Raw genomic sequence first — 18,508 nt, 5'->3', positions numbered from 1 at the left:
CCGCCACATATGGATAAAATGTCGCAAAGAGCGCGCTAAACGAAACTTTGTTGCAAAAATAAATATCCAGACGACACAGCCTTACAGAAACCCGCGCATCAGCACTGTTACGGCCAGTTTTTGCATATATCGAGCAAAGACGCACAATCACTGTTCGATCTGCGCCCTTTTGATACCGTGACGCGCAGTATAGATAACCGCAAACAAATAGGTATTCACATGACCGTATCCCTTGATCTTGCCACCCGGGTTGCATTGCCCGACACATTGCGCGTGCTGGTCGCAGAGTTTCCCCGCGATGCATGGCAAGAAAACAAGAATTTTTCTGGCTTGATTGCGTTCTGGCTGCAAAAGCACATGGCCTTTCGCAATCTGTTGGAGCGCATGAATGCTGATGCAGAGCAAGCCTTGGACCGCAATGCCGACCCATTGCACTACAAACGGGCCTTGGCGCGGTTTGGCGGTATGTTGATCAACGAATTGCACGGGCATCACCAAATCGAAGATGCACATTATTTTCCCGTAATGGCCACCTTGGATCAGAAGGTCGCGGCCGGGTTTGACCTGTTGGATCAGGATCATCATGCGTTGGACGGTATTCTGGACGGGTTGGCCAAAGGCGCAAATGCCGTTCTGCAAGACCCAACCGGCAAAGACGTCTTCCGCGACAAGGTTGCCGCCTTTCGCACCCAGTTGCAGGATTTCGAACCCATGCTGAACCGGCATCTGATCGACGAGGAAGAACTTGTCGTGCCGGTCTTGCTAAAATACGCGCCGCCACAATTCCGCTGAAAACACAGTTGAATCATGCGTTTTTCTATGCGTCAGAATTAGGCAAAACTGCTACAACCGCGTAGGGAGCCGTTCTACGCGGGGTTTTTCCCGAACGCCGATCCGGGCGGGCGGGCGCCGCAACCAGGCACAGAAAGCTGCGACGTCACACGCATTTGAGATTTCAGCGCGACAAATCCGGACTATCCAAGGGCATATCCGGCGCCCCGCACCGTGCGGATCAGGTCAACCTCTCCATGATGACCAAGAACCTTGCGGAGGCGGCCAATGTGCACATCCACGGTGCGGGTATCAATATAGATATCCCGCCCCCAAACACGGTCGAGCAGTTGTTCGCGGCTCCAGACCCGGCCCGGTTTTTCCATGAAGGTCGTCAAAAGCCTGAATTCGGTCGGCCCGAGCTTCAATTCATTTCGCCCGCGAAACACCTTGTGCGTTTCCGCGTCTAGCACAATTTCTTCATACACAAGGCGGACCCCGACAGATCCGGGGCGGGACCGCCGTAGTTGTGCCTTGACGCGCGCCAAAAGCTCGATCACCGAATAGGGTTTAACGATATAGTCATCGGCGCCGGTTTCGAGGCCGCGCACCTTATCCACCTCTTCCGAACGGGCCGAGATCATGATCACCGGTATCGTGCGGAACGCGGGTTTGGCCTTAATCTGGCGACAAACCTCGATCCCCGATGTTCCCGGCAGCATCCAATCCAGAAGGATCAGATCGAGCGTTTCCTCTTCGATCAACAACAGCGCCTCGGTGCCGTCCGCAGCCTCAATCACGCGGAACCCCTCAGCTGCCAGGTTATAGGCCAAGATTTCTCTTTGTGCCTGTTCATCCTCAACAACAAGAACGGAAGGTTGCATATCAGGCATCACGCATCGCTTTTACGAAATTCCATCGATGTGGCGTCCCATTTGGGGCGATCGTCCTGGGGCAGGGCACCCTTCGCCAGATAAATTGTTTGTTCGGCAATACCTGTCGCGTGATCGCCTACGCGTTCGATGTTTTCTGCGATGAAATCGCAGATGCATGCCGACCGCAATCTTGCGATGGTCTTCCATCATATGGGTCAGCAGGGTCCGAAACAGCATGTTGTAGATTTCATCAGCTTCTTGATCGCGTTCAATGACATCTTCGGCCTTCGTGCTGTCTTGCGTGGCGTTGGCGTCAAGCGCGCCCTTGATCATCGTCTCGACAAACCGCGACATGCGCCGCAAAGCCGCAATCGTGCCGTCAATCTCGCCGTCTTGGGCCATGGCAAGGGTGCGTTTCGCCATGTTCTTTGCATAGTCATCGAATCGTTCCAGATGCGAACTGATTTCCATGACCGAAAGAACGGCGCGCAGATCAACCGCAGTCGGCGACCGCAGGGCCAACAGCTTTACCAGATCCGCCTTGATCTGCTGGCCCAGGCTGTCGATAGTCCGATCCCAGACGCGCACTTTTCCAGCCAAGTCAACGTCACGGGCTTCCAAAGCCATCGAGGCATTCCTAAGCGCATCTTCAACAAGATCACCCATTCTCATCAAGGCTGTCTGGATGTTTTCAAGATCACGATCGAACGCGACGAGGATATGTTTTTCATGCATCTCTTTTTTCATCCTCGCTGGGCAATGCGCCTTGGCTCAGGTGAAACGCGATCGTATTGCCGGATCACGATATTGTTCTGAAGGGCTTTCATATGCACTTTCTGCATCCGTTTCGCGGACAGGTTGTGCGTTTGTGCGTGCGTAGTGCGACATTCAAAGATACCACGCGTCCAGTGGTAAGATTGATTTGCCACACACGTCTTTCCCGTCTGTGACCCTCGTTTACAAAAGAGTTATGTCACTTAAGGAAAGATTTCATGACATAAATGTAACAAAGGTGGTTCGGTTCATCTGCAAAAGTTCCGGACGTTTTCTGATTGGTTTTCCAGCTCTGTCACGCCGCCACCGCGTCAGCATCGGCTTGATCGGGAATCTGCCGTAAAGTGATGAAAACTAGGCGCGCAGTCTGACGGCGCAGTCTACTGCGACATTGGTGATGCCGCACAGGTCAGCGGCCTGTACCCCCGAACGCGCCCGCAGCATCACGCCCCGTGCGACTGCCGCCAGCATCCCCGCCAGCGCGCGGGTGTCAGCGGCAGGGAACAAACCCGGTGCGTGATCCAGACGCAGCACAATCCGGTCTTCTAAGGCCGCAAAATGGTGCTCAAGTTCCTTCCGGAAGGCAGCATTTGCGCCCGCAGCATCGACCAGCACACAAGAGATAAGGCAACCCGGGGTGCGCGGGTCTCGGGTGGCAAGCGCCACGACCTCCTTGAAGAACGCCAATAGATCAGTCTCTAACGTGCCGCTTGGCCCAAGCGCATCCGCAACAGGGCCGGTGCATGTTTTGACGTAATGCGCGATCGTGGCCAGAAACAGCCCTTCCTTGCCACCGTAATTCTTATAAAGGCTGGCGCGCGGCATACGCGTTTCTTGGCAAAGCCGGTCAATGGACGCCGCGTCAAAACCTTCTGCCCAGAACACGCGCATCGCTGCCTCTAGCGTCTGCTCTGGTGCAGTACGCCTTGGTCTGCCGCGCGGTCGGGGTGTATCACTGCGGGCTTGCATGATCTCACCTATATTTGAACCGATCATTCCAGAAATAGCTGGAGACTTGCCCACACGCAATATACAGAACAATCATTCTGTAAATATCGGAGACCCCAATGACCCGCGAACCCCTTCTCGAAATGTCCCCCACCACGCTCAACACAGCCGAGGGTCAGGCCCAGACTTTGCTGTCCGGCGCAAAGGCGAACCTTGGCTTCGTGCCGAACATGTATACATACATGGCTAATCTGCCGGGTGTTCTGTCTGGCTACCTCAGCACCTACGACGACTTTCGGAAAACCGCGGGGTTTACCCCGGCCGAACAGGAAACCGTGTTCCTGACGATCAGCCGCGTCAACGGCTGCACCTACTGCACCGCCGCGCATTCAATGATCGCAGACAAGAAATCAGGCGTGCCAGCCGACAGTCTGGCCGCGTTGCGTGCCGGGGGCGACCTGCCAGATGCAAAGCTTGACGCCGTGGCCAAATTCACCGAGGCGATGGTGATTTCGCGCGGCAACCCCGGCAAAGCCGCTGTCGATGCTTTCCTTGCGGCAGGCTACGCCGAACAGCAGGTTCTGGGCGTCGTGCTTGCTATCGCTTGCAAGACATTTTCGAACTATGTCAACCATTTGGCCGGAACGCCGGTGGATGATGTGTTTGCCCCTTACAAGGTAGCATGAAACAGCCGCACCCCGCCCGCCACGGCGGGGTGCGCCGTTCATGCCGCCGGGTGATCGAAACGCACCGTCGGTGTCTGTGCCAGCAGATCGCGCGCATAAGCCGCCCTTGGTCCGGCAAAAAACGTCTCGGACAGGCCGGTTTCCAGCAGCAACCCATCCTTGAGCACGGCGATATCATCAGACATCTGCCGCACGACGGCAAGGTTGTGGCTGATGAACAGCACCGTCAGACCGAACCGCGCCTGCATATCCTTGAGAAGGTTCAGGATTTGCGCTTGGATCGACACGTCAAGCGCGCTGGTCGGCTCGTCACACAAGAGCAGGCCGGGACGGGACAGAAGCGCACGGGCTACCGCGATGCGCTGCCGCTGCCCGCCAGAAAACTGGTGCGGGTAACGATCCGCCGCCGTGGCATCAAGGCCAACAAGCGCCAGCATCGCCCGCGCCAGCCGGTCACGTCGTCCCGCATCGGGTTCCAGCCCATAAAGCCACAGCGGTTCGGACAGGATATCGATCACCCGATGGCGGGAATTCAGGCTGGAATAGGGGTCTTGAAACACCATCTGCACAAGGCGGCGTGACGGGTCGGACCGGTGCCGCGCGCGCATCGGCGGCAGGATCATCCCGTCAAGGCGCATTTCGCCAGCGGCCGGCTGCACAAGGGCCGCGATGACCTTGGCCAGCGTCGATTTGCCGGATCCGCTTTCGCCGACCAGCCCCATGACCGTGCCAGGGCGCACCGACAATGATACGTCATCAAGTGCTGTGAAATCCGCGCGTGGCCCGAACAACCCGCGCCTTTCGCCGCGAAACCGCACGGTAATCCCCGACAGGTCCAGCGCCGGGCCGGGGCCAGTGCCGGTGCCGGCCATCAGCCAGTCTTCGGCCTCGCGGGTGGTGGCGCGATGCGCCGGCGCTTCGGTTTCGCCCGCGATGCGTGGCAGGTGAAAACGGTCCATCCTGCGGTCAAGCCGGGGGACGGCGGCCATCAGCGCCTTGGTATAGGGGTGTTCCGGCTGGCCAAGAACACGTGGCGTCGGCCCTTGTTCTATGACCTTTCCACCACGCAGAACCGTGACACGGTCGGATATCTGCGCAATCACCCCGATATCATGCGTGATCAGGATAAACCCCACCCCCCGCGTCTGGGCCAACCGCCGGATCAGCACCAGCACCTGCGCCTGCACGGCCACATCCAGCGCGGTGGTCGGTTCGTCTGCGATGATCAGTTCGGGGTTGGTGCACAGCGCTAGCGCGATCACCACCCGCTGTCGCATCCCGCCGGAAAACTGATGCGGATAGGCGCGGATCCGCGCTGCGGCATTGGCGATGCCGATTTCTTCCAGCAGGGCGATGGCGCGTGTGCGGGCGGCGTCAATGCTCATGTTTTCATGGGCCAGGATCGTCTCGATCAGCTGCGACTCGATGGTCATCAGCGGGTTCAGGCTGGTCTGCGGGTCTTGGAAAATCATGGAAACCCGCTTGCCGCGCAGGCGGTGTGCCTCGGCCGGGGTCAGGGCGCGCAAGTCGGTTTCACCCAATGTCAGCGTTCCACTCGCAATTTCGCCCGCTGCGGGCAAAAGGCCCATGATTGCCGCACCGATGGTCGATTTTCCCGCCCCGGATTCGCCGACCAGCCCGTGAATTTCGCCCTTTGCCACCTGCATCGACACATTTTCAACCGCCGTCGTCGCCCCGTGCCGGTCGCGAAAGCGCACGGTCAGCCCCTGAACATCCAGCATCAGCGCATCCCCGGATTGAAAAGATCGCGGAGAAAATCACCCAGCAGGTTGATCGCGACGACAAGCACAACAAGAAAGACCGTGGGGATCCACAGGATCCACCATTCGCCTGAAAGCAGATACTGCATCCCAATGCGGATCAGCGTGCCAAGTGACGGCGCATTTGCCGGCAGACCAACACCCAAAAAGGATAGCGTCGCCTCTAACAGGATGGCCGACGCAAGATCCACCGTGGCGATCACCAGAAGCGGCCCGACAATATTGGGCAGGATGTGGCGGAACATGATCCGCAAGGGGTGCTGGCCCATCATGATCGCGGCCTGCACATAGTCTTTGTTGCGTTCAACAAAGACCGACGCCCGCGCGGTGCGCGCAAAGTTCACCCACAGTGACAACGCAATCGCCAGCGTGATCACCGCGACGCGCAGGTCGTCATGTAGCGCGCGGGGCAGGATCCCGCGTGAAATTCCGTCGATCAGAAGCGCCGTCAGGATCGCGGGAAGCGCCAGTTGCACATCGGCAATCCGCATCACGATGGCATCAAGCCGCCCGCCGAAATACCCCGCCGCCAGCCCCAGCCCGACCCCCAGAACCAAGGCCACCGCCATGGCCATTGCGGCGATGGAAAGTGACAGCCGCGCACCATAAAGGATGGACGACAGCATATCGCGCCCCTGATCGTCGGTGCCCAGCAGGAACCGCGCATCGCCGCCATCCGCCCAGACTGGCGGCAGCAGCCCGTCGAACAGCGAAAAAGAGGCAAGGTCATAGGGGTTTGTCGGCGCGATCCACGGCGCGAAAAGCGCACCCAAGACGATCAGGACCGTCGCGATTGCCGCCAGAATAGCAGAGGGGCTGCGCGAAAACAGCCAAACACCTTCTGACCGCACCAACCGGGCCATTTTACCTGTTTCGGGCATCAGGCGCTTTCCCTGACGCGCAGGCGGGGGTCGATGGCGACATACAGCAGGTCGACCAACAGATTGATGACCACAAAGAAAAACGCGATGACCACCAGATAGACGCTCATCACCGGAATATCAACGAAACGAATGGATTCAAGGAACAAAAGGCCCATGCCCGGCCATTGGAACACGCTTTCGGTGACAATGGAAAATGCGATGACCCCGCCGAATTGCAGCCCTATGATGGTGATGACCGGGATCAGCGTGTTGGACAGCGCATGACGATAGCGGATCGACCGCCAAGGCACACCGCGCGCGATGGCAAAGCGGATGTGGTCAGTGCGCATGACCTCCATCATCTGTGCGCGCACCAGCCGCATCGTCAGCGTCAGCTGGAACAGCCCCAGTGTCAGCGACGGCAGCACCAGCGACCGCCAGCCGTCGCCCGTGAACAGCGAAGACCGCCACCAGCCGATCTGCACAGTCCCACCACGCCCAAAGGTCGGCAGCCAGCCCAGTTGCACCCCGAAGAGAAAGATCAGCAGAATCCCGATCACGAAGGTCGGGATCGACACCCCGATCAGTGTGCCGATCAAAATCGACTGGCTGACCAGACCCCGCGGGCGCAACGCGGTATAAATACCCGCCGGAATCCCGACCACCAGCGAAATGACCAGCGCCACGACCCCCAGTTCCAGCGTGGCCGGCAGTCGTGACAGCAGCATCGCGCCGATGGGTTCGCGCGTGCGGAAGGAATAGCCGAAATCACCTTGCAGCATATCGCCGGTAAAACGCATGAACTGCACGACAAACGGGTCATTCAGCCCCAGTTCTTCGCGCAGGCGCGCCTGATCTTGCAGCGATGTTTCAACCCCCGTCATCTGGCTGATCGGGTCACCGACGAATGTGAACAGTGAAAACGCCAGAAAGGCGACGGCCAGCATCACAAAGACAGACTGCACCAGCCGCTTCAGGATAAATCCAGCCATCGCCCGCGTCGCCCTAGTTCACCGAAACCCAGCGCAGCATGAAAAAGTTGTCGGGGCGCTGCACCACGTTCACGCTGTCTTTCATCGCCCAGATCAGTGGTTCGGTATAAAGCGGCACATAGGCCACGTCGTCTTGCAGGATGCCTGCGGCCTCATCCAGCATGGCCTGCCGCGCATTCGGGTCGATCTCTTGCTGGATCGGGGCAAGCAATGCGTCGATGCGGGCGCTGGAATAGCCGCCAAAATTCCATGTGCCCAGCCTTTCGGTCCGGCTGTGCGCAAGAAAGCGGATCGGGTGTTCGGCATCAAAGGTTCCCGGCGACCAGCCCAGCAGATACATGTCAAAGTTACCCGCGCGCAATTCGTCCCAATAGCCGCGCACCGGCATGGCGTTCACTTTGGCGTCGATCCCGACGCGCGCCAGCATAGAGGCAACTGCACGGCAGACGGCCTCGTCGTTGATGTAACGGTCATTCGGGCACATCAGGCCAAAAGAAAAGCCATCCGCAAAACCGGCCTCTGCCAAAAGGGTCTTGGCGCCATCGGGATCAAAAGCCGGACGATCAGCGTGTTGATCCGAATATCCCGACAGTCCCGCAGGCAGCAGTTGGCTTGCCGGTTCGGCCGCACCGCGCATGATTACGCGGTCGATGGTATCAACGTCGATGGCCTGCGCCACGGCAAGGCGCACGCGCGGGTCGCGGAACGGGTTTGCGTCCGTCTCGTCAGAATATTTCAGCGTATCGTGGTCGTGGCCAAAGCCCAGCACGATCACCCGTGTTTCCAGCCCGGCTTGCACCTTGAACCCGGCGCGGCCTTCGACCTGTGCGACGTCCTGCAACGGAATCGGTGAAATCAGGTCAATCTCGCCTGACAACAGCGCGGCAAGGCCAGTGGCCGGGTTGCCGATGGGGGTGAAAACCGCTTCGGTCACGTTATGGGCGGCATTATCCCACCAGCCCGCATTGGGAACCAGCCGCGTCTCGATCCCCGGATCGCGCGCGGCAAGCACAAAGGGCCCGGTGCCATTAGCATTGCGCGTGGCGAAATTCTCGGCGTCACGGGCGGGCAGCTCTGCGCCGTTCGCCACGGCCCAGTCTGCATCAATGATCAGGAAATTGGCGATGGATCCGGGGAACAGCGGGTTCGGCGCAGATGTCAGGAAATCCACGGTGTAATCATCGACCCGCACCACATCGGTCACAGAAGCGAACCATGACCGGACGTCCGACGCCTCGGAAGCGGCGCGCTGGTAGGAAAAGATCACGTCATCAGCGTTGAACGCCGCCCCGTCATGGAATGTCACGCCCTGACGCAGGGTAAAACGCCAGCCCGCGCCGTCTGGCAGCGCCTCCCATGCGGTCGCCAGAGATGGCTCCTCGTTCATATCGGGGCCGCGCCGCACAAGGCCCTCATAGACGTTGTTCAGAAATGACAGAACCGGTGCAGCATTGACCGCATGAGGGTCCATCGTCTGCGGATCGGTCGTGCCTGCCCAGCGAAAGGTTTCCGCGGCAATTGGTGTTGCGGATAACAGCGCGATGCTGAGCGCAAGCGCCGCGGTGGGAAGCGTCGTTCGGAACATGGGCAACCTCTTTTTCTTACATGCCGGCCCTGACGGGCGATCTATGGGCAGTTAGACATATTCAGAACAATCATTCCAGATGTTGCTGCCGTTTTCGTGCAATACGCCGCCGCATTGCGACCAGCCCGCCTTTGAAGATCGTATGCCCTTCCAGAAGGGTGCGCGCAGGGCCATCTCAGATCGCCGCAACAGCCTTTGCCAAAAGATCGCGGACAGCACCCGCGTTCTATCCTGCACAGCACGACAACTTTGCCACATCCTTGTCAAAGGTCTGCGCGGCAAGCTTCAAGCCCTCGACCGTGGTAAGATAGGGGAAAATCGTATCGCCCAGCGCCTTTGTCGTCATACCGGCCTTTAGCGCCATAACAAGCGTCTGCACACTGTCAGCCCCTTCCGGTGCCATGATCACGCCGCCCAGCAGGCGGTCGGTTTTCGCATCCGCGACCAGCTTGATCAGACCACGCGTGTCGCGGGCGGCCAGGGCGCGCGGCACGTTGTCAAGGGCCAGCACGCTGGTTTTGACATCGTAACCTGCCGCGCGCGCCTGCGCCTGTGTCAACCCGACGCCGGCGATCTGCGGATCGGTAAAGACCACCCACGGCATCGCGGCATTCTCATAGCGTTCGGCCCCGCCCAGCACGGCGTTGCGGGCCGCGAGCTTGGCACCATAGGCAGCCATATAGACGAATTGGTCGCGGTCGGTCACGTCGCCTGCAGCGTAGATGCCGGGTTGTGTGGTCTGCATGTCGGCGTTGACCTTGATTGCGCCGCGCGCATCGGTTGCGACACCCATTTCAGACAGGCCCAGATCTTGTGAGTTGGGGGCGCGTCCCGTGGTCAGGACAAGGTGGTCGGCAGTCAAATCGCGTGTGACGCCATCCACCGTCACCGTAAGAACCGCAGCGCCCTCGCGGCAATGCGCGGCATCATAGCTCACGCCGTCAAGGACCGTCAGACCTTCGGCCCGCAAAACATCGGTCAGCGCCGCAGACACCTCTGGCTCTGCCTGCGGCAACAGGCGCGACCGGCAGACGATCGTCACTTGGGCACCCATGCGCGCCATCATCTGCGCCAGTTCCACCCCGATATAGCCGCCGCCGAGAAAGATCAGGCTTTCTGGTAGTCGCGTCATCGCCAGCAGTGCAGTGCTGTCGTACGTTGGCACGTCCGCGATACCGGGAATGTCGGGCACGGCAGGCCGACCGCCGGTGGCGACGATAACCTTAGGGGCCGAAATCATGCGCCCGCCAACCGCAACACCACCGGAAACGAGCCGCGCCGGACCTGAGTCGATATAGGTCACGCTGTCGTAGCTTGGCAGCAGGTCGGCATATTTTTTCTGGCGCAGCGTCGCGACCAGATCATCCTTGGCCGCAATCAGCGCCGCCCAGTCGGCGACCTGCGCGTCGCCCGCAAGGCCCACAAACCGACGCGCTGCCCGCGCGCCGTGCACGGCTTGGGCCGCGCGGATCATCGTCTTGGAGGGCACGCATCCCACATTCACGCAGGTGCCGCCGATCGTGCCATGGCCGATCAGCGCAACGCGCTTTCCGCCCTCGGCAGCGGTAATCGCGGCTGAAAATCCGGCCGAACCGGCGCCAATCACGGCAAGGTCGAAATCGCGTCGGGGCGCGAAGCAATCGTCTTTCATGATGTCATCCTTTCATGTGTCGGGGGCTTCCCTCAGCCTGCGATGCGCGCCGGATAGCCCGCGTTGGCCGATGCGGTCGCGATGGCGTTGGCACTGGTCGCAGCAGTGTCAAAAATCACCGTTGCCGTCCGTGCCGCAAAGTCGATCTTGACAGTGCGAACGCCTTCGACGCCCGCCATCGCGCGCTTCACCGTGATCGGGCAGAGCGCGCAGGTCATGTTGTCGACTGCAAAGGTGATGGTCTGCTCGGCGGCTACGGACTGCGCGGCGGCTGGATTGACAGTCATCGCGGCAGTGGCAGTCAGGCCGAACAGGGCCGTCGCAAGGATCTTGATCATGGGTTTTCCTTTTGGGGTCAGTAAATAAGCGGGGCCCACCAGTCGATGGTGAGTGCGGCGATCACAAGGACAAGCGCGGCCCAAAGCGCGGTTTTGGTGATCTGCGCCGAGGCGGGCCGCGCGCAATAGGATCCGGGCGCGCAGACGGTCGGTTTACGGAAATACAACTGCCGGAACCCCGCCGCGATAAAACCAAGCGCGATCACGGCAAATAGCGGTTTGACAGGTTCCATCGCCGTCAGATTGCCGATCCATGCACCCGAAATACCAAGTGTCAGCAGAACCAGCGGCCCGATACAGCAGGCCGAGGCAAGAATGGCGCCCATCACCCCGCCTGCCGCCAGCCAGCCCTTGCGGGCCGGACGATCCGCGTCAGGGGTATATGTCTTGTCGTCTGTCAGCGCCATATCATGCACCTCTCGTCTATGGTTGCGAACAGGTCTACGGCCTGTAGCCACTACAGGCACAAGAGGGAAAATCGCATAAAGGGTCACGAAACCGAGAGCGGCTGCGCGAGTCGCCTTCGCCGTGCTGACATGATATTTCAAGGCGGGACATTCCGGGTAATCATGCTAGCTTGCAAACCTGATTGTAACAAAGGCCTTTCGCAAAGGTCTTTCTCTTGTGGGTATACGAAAGGACCGATCCGACATGCTGAGCTGCAAAGATGTCGCCGACCGTGCCAGCGCCCTGATCGACGGGGAACTTTCTGTTTGGGATACGCTTCAGATCCGCCTGCATCTTGCCATGTGCAAGGGGTGTAGCCGGTTCATTGCGCAAATGCGGGCGACGGATCAACTGACCGCGCAGGTCGCCGGTGTTCAAGAGTCGCTTCAACACGAGGCCGACGACGGCCGCTTGACCGAAATCCTTTCGACACTTCGCAAAGAACAATCGCGCCGCTGAAGTCCGGCGCACCCGAAAGGATCCCAGATGACTACGGCGTAAGCCGCGACAAACGGGGCAACCAAACCCTGTCAGGCGCAAACAATGCCTTCCCGGATTTCAATTGGTCTATCACGCACCACAGATCGCGTGCGACCGGCTGGAGCCGGATCTACTTGCCGTGTGACGCCCAGCGGCAGGCATCAGTGGCCAGGAAATGCACCAACCTGTCGCGCCGGTCTGGTCCCGACATCCGCGGGCAACCTTCCATGCTGGATTCGGATGCGAAGGCGGTAAAAACCGCCGATGGCGCAGCGGGCAGGCACAGCTCTGCGCCGGGGGGCAAGGTCGCCCCGGTGCGCGCCAGGCTGCCATCCCGGGATTCGATTGTAAAATACAGCGTCTCGGTCGTGCCGTTCACGACGCAGGCCGCCACAGCGGGCGCCGCTGCCATCGCCGACACAGAAAACCAAACCGCAAAAGAAAAAGCCCGTTTCATGCAAATACCTCTGTTGCAGAGTGTCCGCGCGCCATCCCGATGCGTAAACCAGGAAACGCCATGATCGCGCAGAGGTGATCAGCACGCAACGATCACGGCTATGTGATCTCTGCTACTGAAACGAATGGCCACCTACCGAGTCCTTACCTTGTCATCAACAGGAGGATTCATCATGAAAACGATTATCACCGCTGCTATCGCAAGCCTTGCCATCAGTGCCGGACCGGCATTGGCACAGGAGGGCGGCATGCCCTTCGGCTCACCCGAAGATGTTGCCTATGCCGAGCTGATATGGACCCTGATGGAGGCAGAGCGCCTTGCAGGGCCGAATATGATCCGCGCTTTTCCCTACGAGGGCACGGACCCGCATGGTATGATGCTTGAAACCTTCTACGATGTCGGTACGATCAACGGCCATACCGGCGATCTGATCGTCAAGCGCAACTTTGGCCCCGAAGGCGTATCCGCGGACGAAGTGCTGGCAAACCCCGAAGGACATCTGGGCGCCTATACCGTCATGTTCCGCCGCGAGGCAGGCTATGACCCCGAAAACCTCAACTGGTTCTGGGCGCGCTACAACCCCGATGGATCAGTCTCGCAGAATCCAATGGGCATGGCGCTGGCCGGGCGCGTGGCAAAAGGAATGGATGAAGGCTGCATCGCCTGCCACCAAGCCGCTGCCGACGATATGGTCTTTACCTCGGATCACCTGATCGCAAACTGACCCACAGGCACAGGTGATTCAGCCCGCGCCGAGGCTCCTCTGTCCCCCGACCGCGCACTGCCTGCATGGGCGTGCGGCGCAGAGCCTCGGCGCACCGGTTGCGTCCACTTCCGGCAGGCCGCTACCAAGGGAAAAGGACCAATGGCGCAACAGCAGTCAAACTGGCGGGACAGGATGCTCGACAGCCTCGGGCACCGGCTTGCATCGAAACTGAACCGCCCCTGTTCGGGGTACCAACCTTATACCCCTTCGGATTACCACACGCTTTGTGACATTCTGCGCCCCGGCGACGTTCTTCTTGTCGAAGGCGGAGAGCGGATTTCGACGGCGATCAAATACCTGACGCAATCCACATGGTCCCATTCTGCGATGTATGTGGGCAGCCATCTGCCCGACCCGCAAGACGGCACCCCACGGCACCATCTTGTGGAAGTGAACCTTGGCCAGGGCTGTGTTGCGGCCCCGCTATCGAAATACGCCCGCTTCAACACCCGCATCTGTCGCCCCGTGGGCCTGAGCGAGGATGAACGGCGCGAGGTAACAGAGTTCATGATCGCGCGGATCGGGCTTAAATACGATTTGCGCAACATCTTTGATCTGGTGCGCTATTTCTTTCCGACCCCACCCGTTCCGGTCCGTTGGCGGCGCCGGATGCTGGCCTTGGGGTCAGGCGATCCGACGCGGGCGATTTGTTCGTCACTGATCGCGCGAGCCTTTCAGTCGGTGCGGTATCCAATCCTGCCCGACGTGACCACGCTAAAGACGCGCAAGGGTTCGCGGCAAGCCCGCGCCGAGATCCTGCATATCAGACATCACGCGCTATTTGCGCCCCGCGACTTTGACCTGTCGCCTTATTTCGAGATCGTAAAACCGCATATCGCCGGCGGGTTTGATCACCACAGCCTACAGTGGGCCTTATCGCCGCAGGATGCGGGCGACGACCGCGGCGATCAGCAGCGCGACAAAGCCGGACAACGCGAACCAGCCGAAATACCAGAACCGACCGGCCAGCGCGTTTTCGGCGAAAGAGGCGGAAAAGACCTGCTTGCCGAAATGCGCGGCCGCCACTGAAGCCAGCAGGGCCATCACAGCAAGGACCATCTGCGTCCCGAACGACAGCCCCGCCTGGCGCAACCCGAGCCAGAGAACGGCCCCCCCAACGCCGCCGATGATGCCCGCCTGCTGCGCCCACCAAGGATGCGCGCCCAGCATCCGGGGTAGGCCGGACAGCGCAGCGGCGACAAGTGTGGCAGCGACCGCCACGGCGATCAGGAGGTCAATAAGGGACATGCGGCGCATGATAAAAACTCCGTTCTGGCAAGCGCAGTAACAGGGCCAGCCACAGTTGTAAGGGGTGTGCCGCCAGACATGCAGCAATAATAGGACTCCGGCACGCACCATCCGTTACAAGCTGTCAAAAAACGCGACCACCGGCTATCAGAAAGGCACACCGCACCGGCCGTTCCTACAGCGCAGGCATCACACCCCCGACCGCGATCTTGCCATCTACGATGGATGTCAGCCCGTTGGCACATCGCAAAAACGTGGATTTACCTGAACCAGAGAGGCCCTGCAAAAACATGAAAATTGTGCGCCCCAAATCTGTTTCACTTGCACCCTTGTGATTTATCTGGCACCCATTCCTCACCACAGGGGAGCCGCGTCATGCCGCGGCTGAGATGGGGGCGCAAGCCCACGGACCCTCAAAGCTGATCTGGATAATGCCAGCGTAGCAAGGAGGACAGAAATGTTTGCAGGCGCACAAGTTTCCCTTTACCCGATGACCGACGGTTTCGTTGACGTGATCTTGTCATCGCTCGACGCACTTGATCCATGGCGCGACAGGCTGCGGATTGAAACCGACGATATTTCAACGCTTATCGTCGGCCCGCCAGAGGTGCTTTTCCCCGCGCTGCGCGACCTTTACACGGCAGCGGCGGCATCGCGACAACACGTCGTCTTGCGCGCCACGCTGTCACGCGGCTGCCCCGGCGAACCGGATGATCCGATCTGCCAGACCGGCGCCCTGGCTAACCCTTCAGAACCATTGGACCTGCGCCAGAAAAACGCGCTGGCGGCGATTGCACAAACGCCTGACAAGGGTCAGACGGCAGACGCGCAATTCTCGCTTTATGTGATGGGCGCGGGCGATCACATGGCCGAAATCATGGGCTGTATCGACTTTCTTAAGCAAAGCGGGACTTTCGACCGGTCCAAGAATTTCTGCACCCGGCTTACCGGCGATGCAGGCCCGGTCTTTGCGACCCTTCAACAGGCATTTTGCCAGTTCGGGCCACCAAACGGCCATGTCACGATTGATCTGACGGTTTCTGCCAACAGCCCCAGCAAACGCTGATCCGATGCAATTAGACACGCCTCGCCGTCCCGGCAGAGGTCTGGCCCGCGGCATCCCTGCCGTCCTGAGCGTGGTCAGCGCCTTTTTGATCTGGGAAATTTACGTTCGCCTGTCGGGCATTTCGCCGCTGGTGTTGCCCGCACCATCGCGGGTGCTGGACCAGATCGTGCTGAACCGTGCCCTGTTGTGGGATAACACGCTGCCAACACTGAAAGCCACCTTTGCGGGGTTTGCCTTGTCGCTGACTGTGGCCTTCGGTCTGTCGGTCGTGCTGGATTTCATGCCGCGCGTGCGCCGCGCGCTGTTCCCGATCTTTGTGGTCAGCCAGACATTGCCGTTGGTCGCCATCGCGCCATTGGTCGTGCTGTGGTTCGGGTTTGACCTGACGCCCAAAGTGCTTTTGGTGGCACTGGTGACCTTCTTTCCGATGCTGGTCGCCCTTGTGGATGGATATGCCGCAACAGACCCCGAAATCGAGGATTTGATGCGGTCAATGGGCGCCACGCGCGGCCAGATATTCCGCAGCGCGCGGTTTCCGTCTGCAATGCCCTATTTCTTTGCAGGCTTGCGCATTTCGATCACCTATGCGGTCGTCGCGGCCATTTTCGCGGAATATGTCGGCGCGCGTGCCGGTTTGGGCATCGTGATCCTGAACGCGAAAAACAGCTTTCGCCCCGATCTTGTGCTAGCGGCTGTGGTCATCAGTTCGACCCTTACACTGATACTGTTTGCCATCACCGCCCTGTTGCAACGGGTGGTGCTGCGTTGGCGTGACGTGGGGGGCAACCCATGACTGCGCTGGATATTCACAACGTCAGCGTCACCTTGGGCGACACGGCTATACTGGATGATATTTCATTGCATGTGGCCAAGGGCGAATTCGTGTCGATCCTCGGGCCGTCGGGTGCTGGCAAATCGACCATTTTCCGCCTGCTGACCGGCGCTTTGCGACAAAACAGCGGCACGATCACCTGCAACGGTCAACCGTTGGCGGCAGACCAACATGGCTTTGGCTTCATGCCGCAACGCGATGCATTGATGCCGTGGCGGCGGATTATCGACAATCTGACCTTGGGGCTGGAGGTGCAAGGCATTTCACGCAAACAGGCGCGCACGCAGGTCACGCCCCTGCTGGCGGCCTTCGGTCTTGACGGATTTGCCCGCCATTACCCCGCCCAGCTATCAGGCGGGATGCGCCAGCGCGCCGCACTTTTGCGAACCATTGTGCAAAACCGGCCCGTGCAGTTATTGGATGAACCCTTTGGCGCACTGGACGCGCTGTCACGGACCCAGATGCAGGCATGGTTCGAACGGCGGTGGCACGCGGCCCGCTGGACGACCCTGTTGGTGACCCATGACGTCCGCGAAGCCGTGGCGCTGTCGGATCGCATCTATGTGCTATCGCGCCGTCCGGCCCGTGTGATTGCCGAAATGCATGTGCCCACCCCGCGCCCGCGCCATGGACGCCCCGTCAGGGCCGAATCCCATGCCATCGAGGCGCAGTTGCTTGAAATCCTACTTGACCAAACCGGAGAACTCTTATGAAATTCCTGATCACCGCCGCCCTTCTGGCTTTGGCACTGCCTGCCGTTGCACAGGAAAAGGTCAGCGTTGCGCTTGACTGGACGCCAAACACCAACCACGTCGGCCTTTATGTCGCCCAGTCAAAAGGCTGGTTCACCGAAGCCGGGCTTGACGTGGATATCCTGCCATACACCGACACATCGTCAGGCGCACTGGTGGCGCTGGGTGTGGCCGAATTCGGCATCCTGAGCGCGGTCGGGTTTCACAGCCAGCGCGCGGCAGGGGCCGATATGACAGCGGTGATGGCGGTTGTGCAGCACGAAACCGGGCGCGTGGTCTTTAACGGTGACCGCGACGATATCCAGCGCCCCGCCGATCTGGACGGCAAGATTTACGCAGGTTTCGGCAGCGCATGGGAAAACGCGTTGATTTCGACGATCATCCGCAATGACGGCGGTGAAGGCGTATTCGATACCGTCACGCTTGGCACATCCGCCTACGAAGCGCTGGCCAACGGCAGCGTTGATTTCACGCTTGAGGTCAGCACATGGGAAGGTGTGAACTCTGTTCTGTTGAACCGTCCGCAACGTGCGTTCCGCTATGCCGATTACGGCGTACCGGACCAGCATACCACATTTCTGGGCGGCAACGGCACGTGGCTGGCGCAAAACCCCGACATCGCCCGCGCCTTTGTGCAGGCCGCGCAACGGGGCTATGAATTTGCAGCCAATAACCCGCAAGAGGCCGCAGAGATGCTGATCGCGGAAACCTCGGGCATGCTGACGAACCCCGATCTTGTGCGCGCCTCGATGGCAGCGCTGGTGGATGGCGGCTATCTGCAAGACCCCGGTGAACCCGTCGGCCTGATTGACGACACCATGATCGACAATATTACGGCGTTCTTGTTCGAGGCAGGTATCATGCGGGGCGAAGACGGCAGGCCGCTTGATGTCATGCCCGATGTGTCGGACTGGTTTACAAACGCATATCTTACGCAGACGAACTAAGGATCGACGCGGGGTGACAGGTCGCATTGAAATGCCATCCGTCACCCCGCCCATTCGAACAGGACGCAGCCGTTATCGCCAGGATAATTGGTGAAAAATATTCCGCAAATCGGGATAGTATCCGATCAAGTTCGTAATTTATCAAATAATTCAACCGTATAGATCGCTTAAGTTTTGTTTCGTTAACGACGCATGATCGCGTGTGCTTGTCTTATGCTGATCGTTGCTCCCGCGTTATAAAGGAGCCAC

The 18,508-nt window shown here is 59.7% G+C and carries 19 protein-coding genes, 1 pseudogene and 1 riboswitch; of the genes and pseudogenes, 9 read left to right on the top strand and 11 right to left on the bottom strand.

What is annotated here, in order from left to right; all coding sequences use genetic code 11:
- Positions 1 to 219 precede the first annotated feature (219 nt).
- The gene (locus IBX59_RS13220) at positions 220 to 792 is read left to right on the top strand and encodes a hemerythrin domain-containing protein (RefSeq protein ID WP_296376330.1); all 573 of its coding nucleotides are present in this window, start codon (positions 220 to 222) and stop codon (positions 790 to 792) included.
- 182 nt (positions 793 to 974) lie between these two features.
- Here IBX59_RS13220 and phoB read toward each other — a convergent pair whose 3' ends face one another.
- From phoB to IBX59_RS13205, 3 genes and pseudogenes are all read right to left on the bottom strand, one after another.
- Positions 975 to 1,664: a phosphate regulon transcriptional regulator PhoB gene (gene phoB, locus IBX59_RS13215; RefSeq protein WP_296376328.1), complete on the bottom strand. Its 690-nt coding sequence runs from the start codon at positions 1,662 to 1,664 to the stop codon at positions 975 to 977.
- Positions 1,664 to 2,381 (bottom strand): annotated as a pseudogene (gene phoU / locus IBX59_RS13210) (phosphate signaling complex protein PhoU). The gene phoB and the pseudogene phoU overlap by 1 nt, the downstream one beginning before the upstream one ends.
- Before the next feature lie 393 nt (positions 2,382 to 2,774).
- Entirely contained in the window at positions 2,775 to 3,311 is a 537-nt protein-coding gene (locus IBX59_RS13205; protein ID WP_296376326.1) for a TetR/AcrR family transcriptional regulator, read from the bottom strand.
- Between the two features lie 176 nt (positions 3,312 to 3,487).
- Here IBX59_RS13205 and IBX59_RS13200 point away from each other — a divergent pair, with 176 nt between their 5' ends.
- Positions 3,488 to 4,054 (top strand): carboxymuconolactone decarboxylase family protein, encoded by a 567-nt coding sequence (locus IBX59_RS13200; RefSeq protein WP_296376321.1) that lies wholly within the window; start codon positions 3,488 to 3,490, stop codon positions 4,052 to 4,054.
- Between the two features lie 38 nt (positions 4,055 to 4,092).
- On the opposite strand, the gene IBX59_RS13195 is transcribed toward IBX59_RS13200, so the two are convergent.
- From IBX59_RS13195 to IBX59_RS13165, 7 genes are all read right to left on the bottom strand, one after another.
- Entirely contained in the window at positions 4,093 to 5,796 is a 1,704-nt protein-coding gene (locus IBX59_RS13195) for an ABC transporter ATP-binding protein (RefSeq protein ID WP_296376318.1), read from the bottom strand.
- The gene (locus IBX59_RS13190; RefSeq protein ID WP_296376315.1) at positions 5,796 to 6,716 is read right to left on the bottom strand and encodes an ABC transporter permease; all 921 of its coding nucleotides are present in this window, start codon (positions 6,714 to 6,716) and stop codon (positions 5,796 to 5,798) included. The genes IBX59_RS13195 and IBX59_RS13190 overlap by 1 nt, the downstream gene beginning before the upstream one ends.
- Positions 6,716 to 7,690 (bottom strand): ABC transporter permease, encoded by a 975-nt coding sequence (locus IBX59_RS13185; RefSeq protein ID WP_296376313.1) that lies wholly within the window; start codon positions 7,688 to 7,690, stop codon positions 6,716 to 6,718. Before IBX59_RS13185 ends, IBX59_RS13190 begins: the two co-directional genes overlap by 1 nt.
- A 13-nt stretch (positions 7,691 to 7,703) precedes the next feature.
- Positions 7,704 to 9,275 (bottom strand): ABC transporter substrate-binding protein, encoded by a 1,572-nt coding sequence (locus IBX59_RS13180; RefSeq protein ID WP_296376311.1) that lies wholly within the window; start codon positions 9,273 to 9,275, stop codon positions 7,704 to 7,706.
- A gap of 226 nt (positions 9,276 to 9,501) precedes the next feature.
- Positions 9,502 to 10,926, bottom strand: coding sequence for a mercury(II) reductase (merA, locus tag IBX59_RS13175; protein ID WP_296376309.1), 1,425 nt, complete (start codon positions 10,924 to 10,926; stop codon positions 9,502 to 9,504).
- 32 nt (positions 10,927 to 10,958) lie between these two features.
- The gene (locus IBX59_RS13170) at positions 10,959 to 11,264 is read right to left on the bottom strand and encodes a heavy-metal-associated domain-containing protein (protein WP_367119384.1); all 306 of its coding nucleotides are present in this window, start codon (positions 11,262 to 11,264) and stop codon (positions 10,959 to 10,961) included.
- Positions 11,265 to 11,281: 17 nt separating this feature from the next.
- Positions 11,282 to 11,671 (bottom strand): mercuric transporter MerT family protein, encoded by a 390-nt coding sequence (locus tag IBX59_RS13165; protein WP_296376306.1) that lies wholly within the window; start codon positions 11,669 to 11,671, stop codon positions 11,282 to 11,284.
- A gap of 244 nt (positions 11,672 to 11,915) precedes the next feature.
- On the opposite strand from IBX59_RS13165, the gene IBX59_RS13160 reads away from it, so the two are divergent.
- Complete coding sequence (locus tag IBX59_RS13160) at positions 11,916 to 12,170, top strand: zf-HC2 domain-containing protein (RefSeq protein ID WP_296376304.1); 255 nt, start codon at positions 11,916 to 11,918, stop codon at positions 12,168 to 12,170.
- 151 nt (positions 12,171 to 12,321) lie between these two features.
- Here IBX59_RS13160 and IBX59_RS13155 read toward each other — a convergent pair whose 3' ends face one another.
- Entirely contained in the window at positions 12,322 to 12,648 is a 327-nt protein-coding gene (locus IBX59_RS13155; RefSeq protein WP_296376301.1) for a hypothetical protein, read from the bottom strand.
- 172 nt (positions 12,649 to 12,820) lie between these two features.
- Between IBX59_RS13155 and IBX59_RS13150 the strand changes: the two genes are divergently transcribed.
- From IBX59_RS13150 to IBX59_RS13125, 6 genes are all read left to right on the top strand, one after another.
- Positions 12,821 to 13,372, top strand: a complete 552-nt coding sequence (locus IBX59_RS13150; RefSeq protein ID WP_296376299.1) for a cytochrome P460 family protein — start codon at positions 12,821 to 12,823, stop codon at positions 13,370 to 13,372.
- Positions 13,373 to 13,513: 141 nt separating this feature from the next.
- Positions 13,514 to 14,443, top strand: a complete 930-nt coding sequence (locus IBX59_RS13145) for a lipo-like protein (protein WP_296376297.1) — start codon at positions 13,514 to 13,516, stop codon at positions 14,441 to 14,443.
- A 570-nt stretch (positions 14,444 to 15,013) separates the two neighbouring features.
- Positions 15,014 to 15,126, top strand: a riboswitch (TPP riboswitch).
- Positions 15,120 to 15,728: a YkoF family thiamine/hydroxymethylpyrimidine-binding protein gene (locus tag IBX59_RS13140; RefSeq protein ID WP_296376295.1), complete on the top strand. Its 609-nt coding sequence runs from the start codon at positions 15,120 to 15,122 to the stop codon at positions 15,726 to 15,728. Its footprint overlaps the riboswitch before it by 7 nt.
- Positions 15,729 to 15,732: 4 nt before the next feature.
- On the top strand, positions 15,733 to 16,521 hold the full coding sequence (locus tag IBX59_RS13135; protein ID WP_296376293.1) for an ABC transporter permease: 789 nt from the start codon (positions 15,733 to 15,735) through the stop codon (positions 16,519 to 16,521).
- The gene (locus IBX59_RS13130) at positions 16,518 to 17,273 is read left to right on the top strand and encodes an ABC transporter ATP-binding protein (RefSeq protein WP_296376291.1); all 756 of its coding nucleotides are present in this window, start codon (positions 16,518 to 16,520) and stop codon (positions 17,271 to 17,273) included. The genes IBX59_RS13135 and IBX59_RS13130 overlap by 4 nt, the downstream gene beginning before the upstream one ends.
- Positions 17,270 to 18,259, top strand: a complete 990-nt coding sequence (locus tag IBX59_RS13125) for an ABC transporter substrate-binding protein (RefSeq protein ID WP_296376289.1) — start codon at positions 17,270 to 17,272, stop codon at positions 18,257 to 18,259. Before IBX59_RS13130 ends, IBX59_RS13125 begins: the two co-directional genes overlap by 4 nt.
- Positions 18,260 to 18,508: the final 249 nt, after the last annotated feature.

It is taken from the genome of Yoonia sp. (assembly GCF_014859355.1).
Lineage (GTDB): Bacteria > Pseudomonadota > Alphaproteobacteria > Rhodobacterales > Rhodobacteraceae > Yoonia.
Note: the sequence above shows the minus strand (reverse complement) of the source record. Positions and strands in the feature narration are given on the sequence as shown.

Bases quoted from the DNA above. Each gene is read 5' to 3' on its own strand.
- IBX59_RS13145 (WP_296376297.1), top strand. From the start codon at position 13,514: ATGGCGCAACAGCAGTCAAACTGGCGGGACAGGATGCTCGACAGCCTC.
- IBX59_RS13180 (WP_296376311.1), bottom strand. From the start codon at position 9,275: ATGTTCCGAACGACGCTTCCCACCGCGGCGCTTGCGCTCAGCATCGCG.
- IBX59_RS13150 (WP_296376299.1), top strand. From the start codon at position 12,821: ATGAAAACGATTATCACCGCTGCTATCGCAAGCCTTGCCATCAGTGCC.
- IBX59_RS13185 (WP_296376313.1), bottom strand. From the start codon at position 7,690: ATGGCTGGATTTATCCTGAAGCGGCTGGTGCAGTCTGTCTTTGTGATG.
- IBX59_RS13135 (WP_296376293.1), top strand. From the start codon at position 15,733: ATGCAATTAGACACGCCTCGCCGTCCCGGCAGAGGTCTGGCCCGCGGC.
- IBX59_RS13200 (WP_296376321.1), top strand. From the start codon at position 3,488: ATGACCCGCGAACCCCTTCTCGAAATGTCCCCCACCACGCTCAACACA.
- IBX59_RS13190 (WP_296376315.1), bottom strand. From the start codon at position 6,716: ATGCCCGAAACAGGTAAAATGGCCCGGTTGGTGCGGTCAGAAGGTGTT.
- IBX59_RS13130 (WP_296376291.1), top strand. From the start codon at position 16,518: ATGACTGCGCTGGATATTCACAACGTCAGCGTCACCTTGGGCGACACG.
- IBX59_RS13160 (WP_296376304.1), top strand. From the start codon at position 11,916: ATGCTGAGCTGCAAAGATGTCGCCGACCGTGCCAGCGCCCTGATCGAC.
- IBX59_RS13125 (WP_296376289.1), top strand. From the start codon at position 17,270: ATGAAATTCCTGATCACCGCCGCCCTTCTGGCTTTGGCACTGCCTGCC.
- IBX59_RS13220 (WP_296376330.1), top strand. From the start codon at position 220: ATGACCGTATCCCTTGATCTTGCCACCCGGGTTGCATTGCCCGACACA.
- IBX59_RS13195 (WP_296376318.1), bottom strand. From the start codon at position 5,796: ATGCTGGATGTTCAGGGGCTGACCGTGCGCTTTCGCGACCGGCACGGG.
- IBX59_RS13170 (WP_367119384.1), bottom strand. From the start codon at position 11,264: ATGATCAAGATCCTTGCGACGGCCCTGTTCGGCCTGACTGCCACTGCC.
- merA (WP_296376309.1), bottom strand. From the start codon at position 10,926: ATGAAAGACGATTGCTTCGCGCCCCGACGCGATTTCGACCTTGCCGTG.
- IBX59_RS13205 (WP_296376326.1), bottom strand. From the start codon at position 3,311: ATGCGCGTGTTCTGGGCAGAAGGTTTTGACGCGGCGTCCATTGACCGG.
- IBX59_RS13165 (WP_296376306.1), bottom strand. From the start codon at position 11,671: ATGGCGCTGACAGACGACAAGACATATACCCCTGACGCGGATCGTCCG.
- phoB (WP_296376328.1), bottom strand. From the start codon at position 1,664: ATGCCTGATATGCAACCTTCCGTTCTTGTTGTTGAGGATGAACAGGCA.
- IBX59_RS13140 (WP_296376295.1), top strand. From the start codon at position 15,120: ATGTTTGCAGGCGCACAAGTTTCCCTTTACCCGATGACCGACGGTTTC.
- IBX59_RS13155 (WP_296376301.1), bottom strand. From the start codon at position 12,648: ATGAAACGGGCTTTTTCTTTTGCGGTTTGGTTTTCTGTGTCGGCGATG.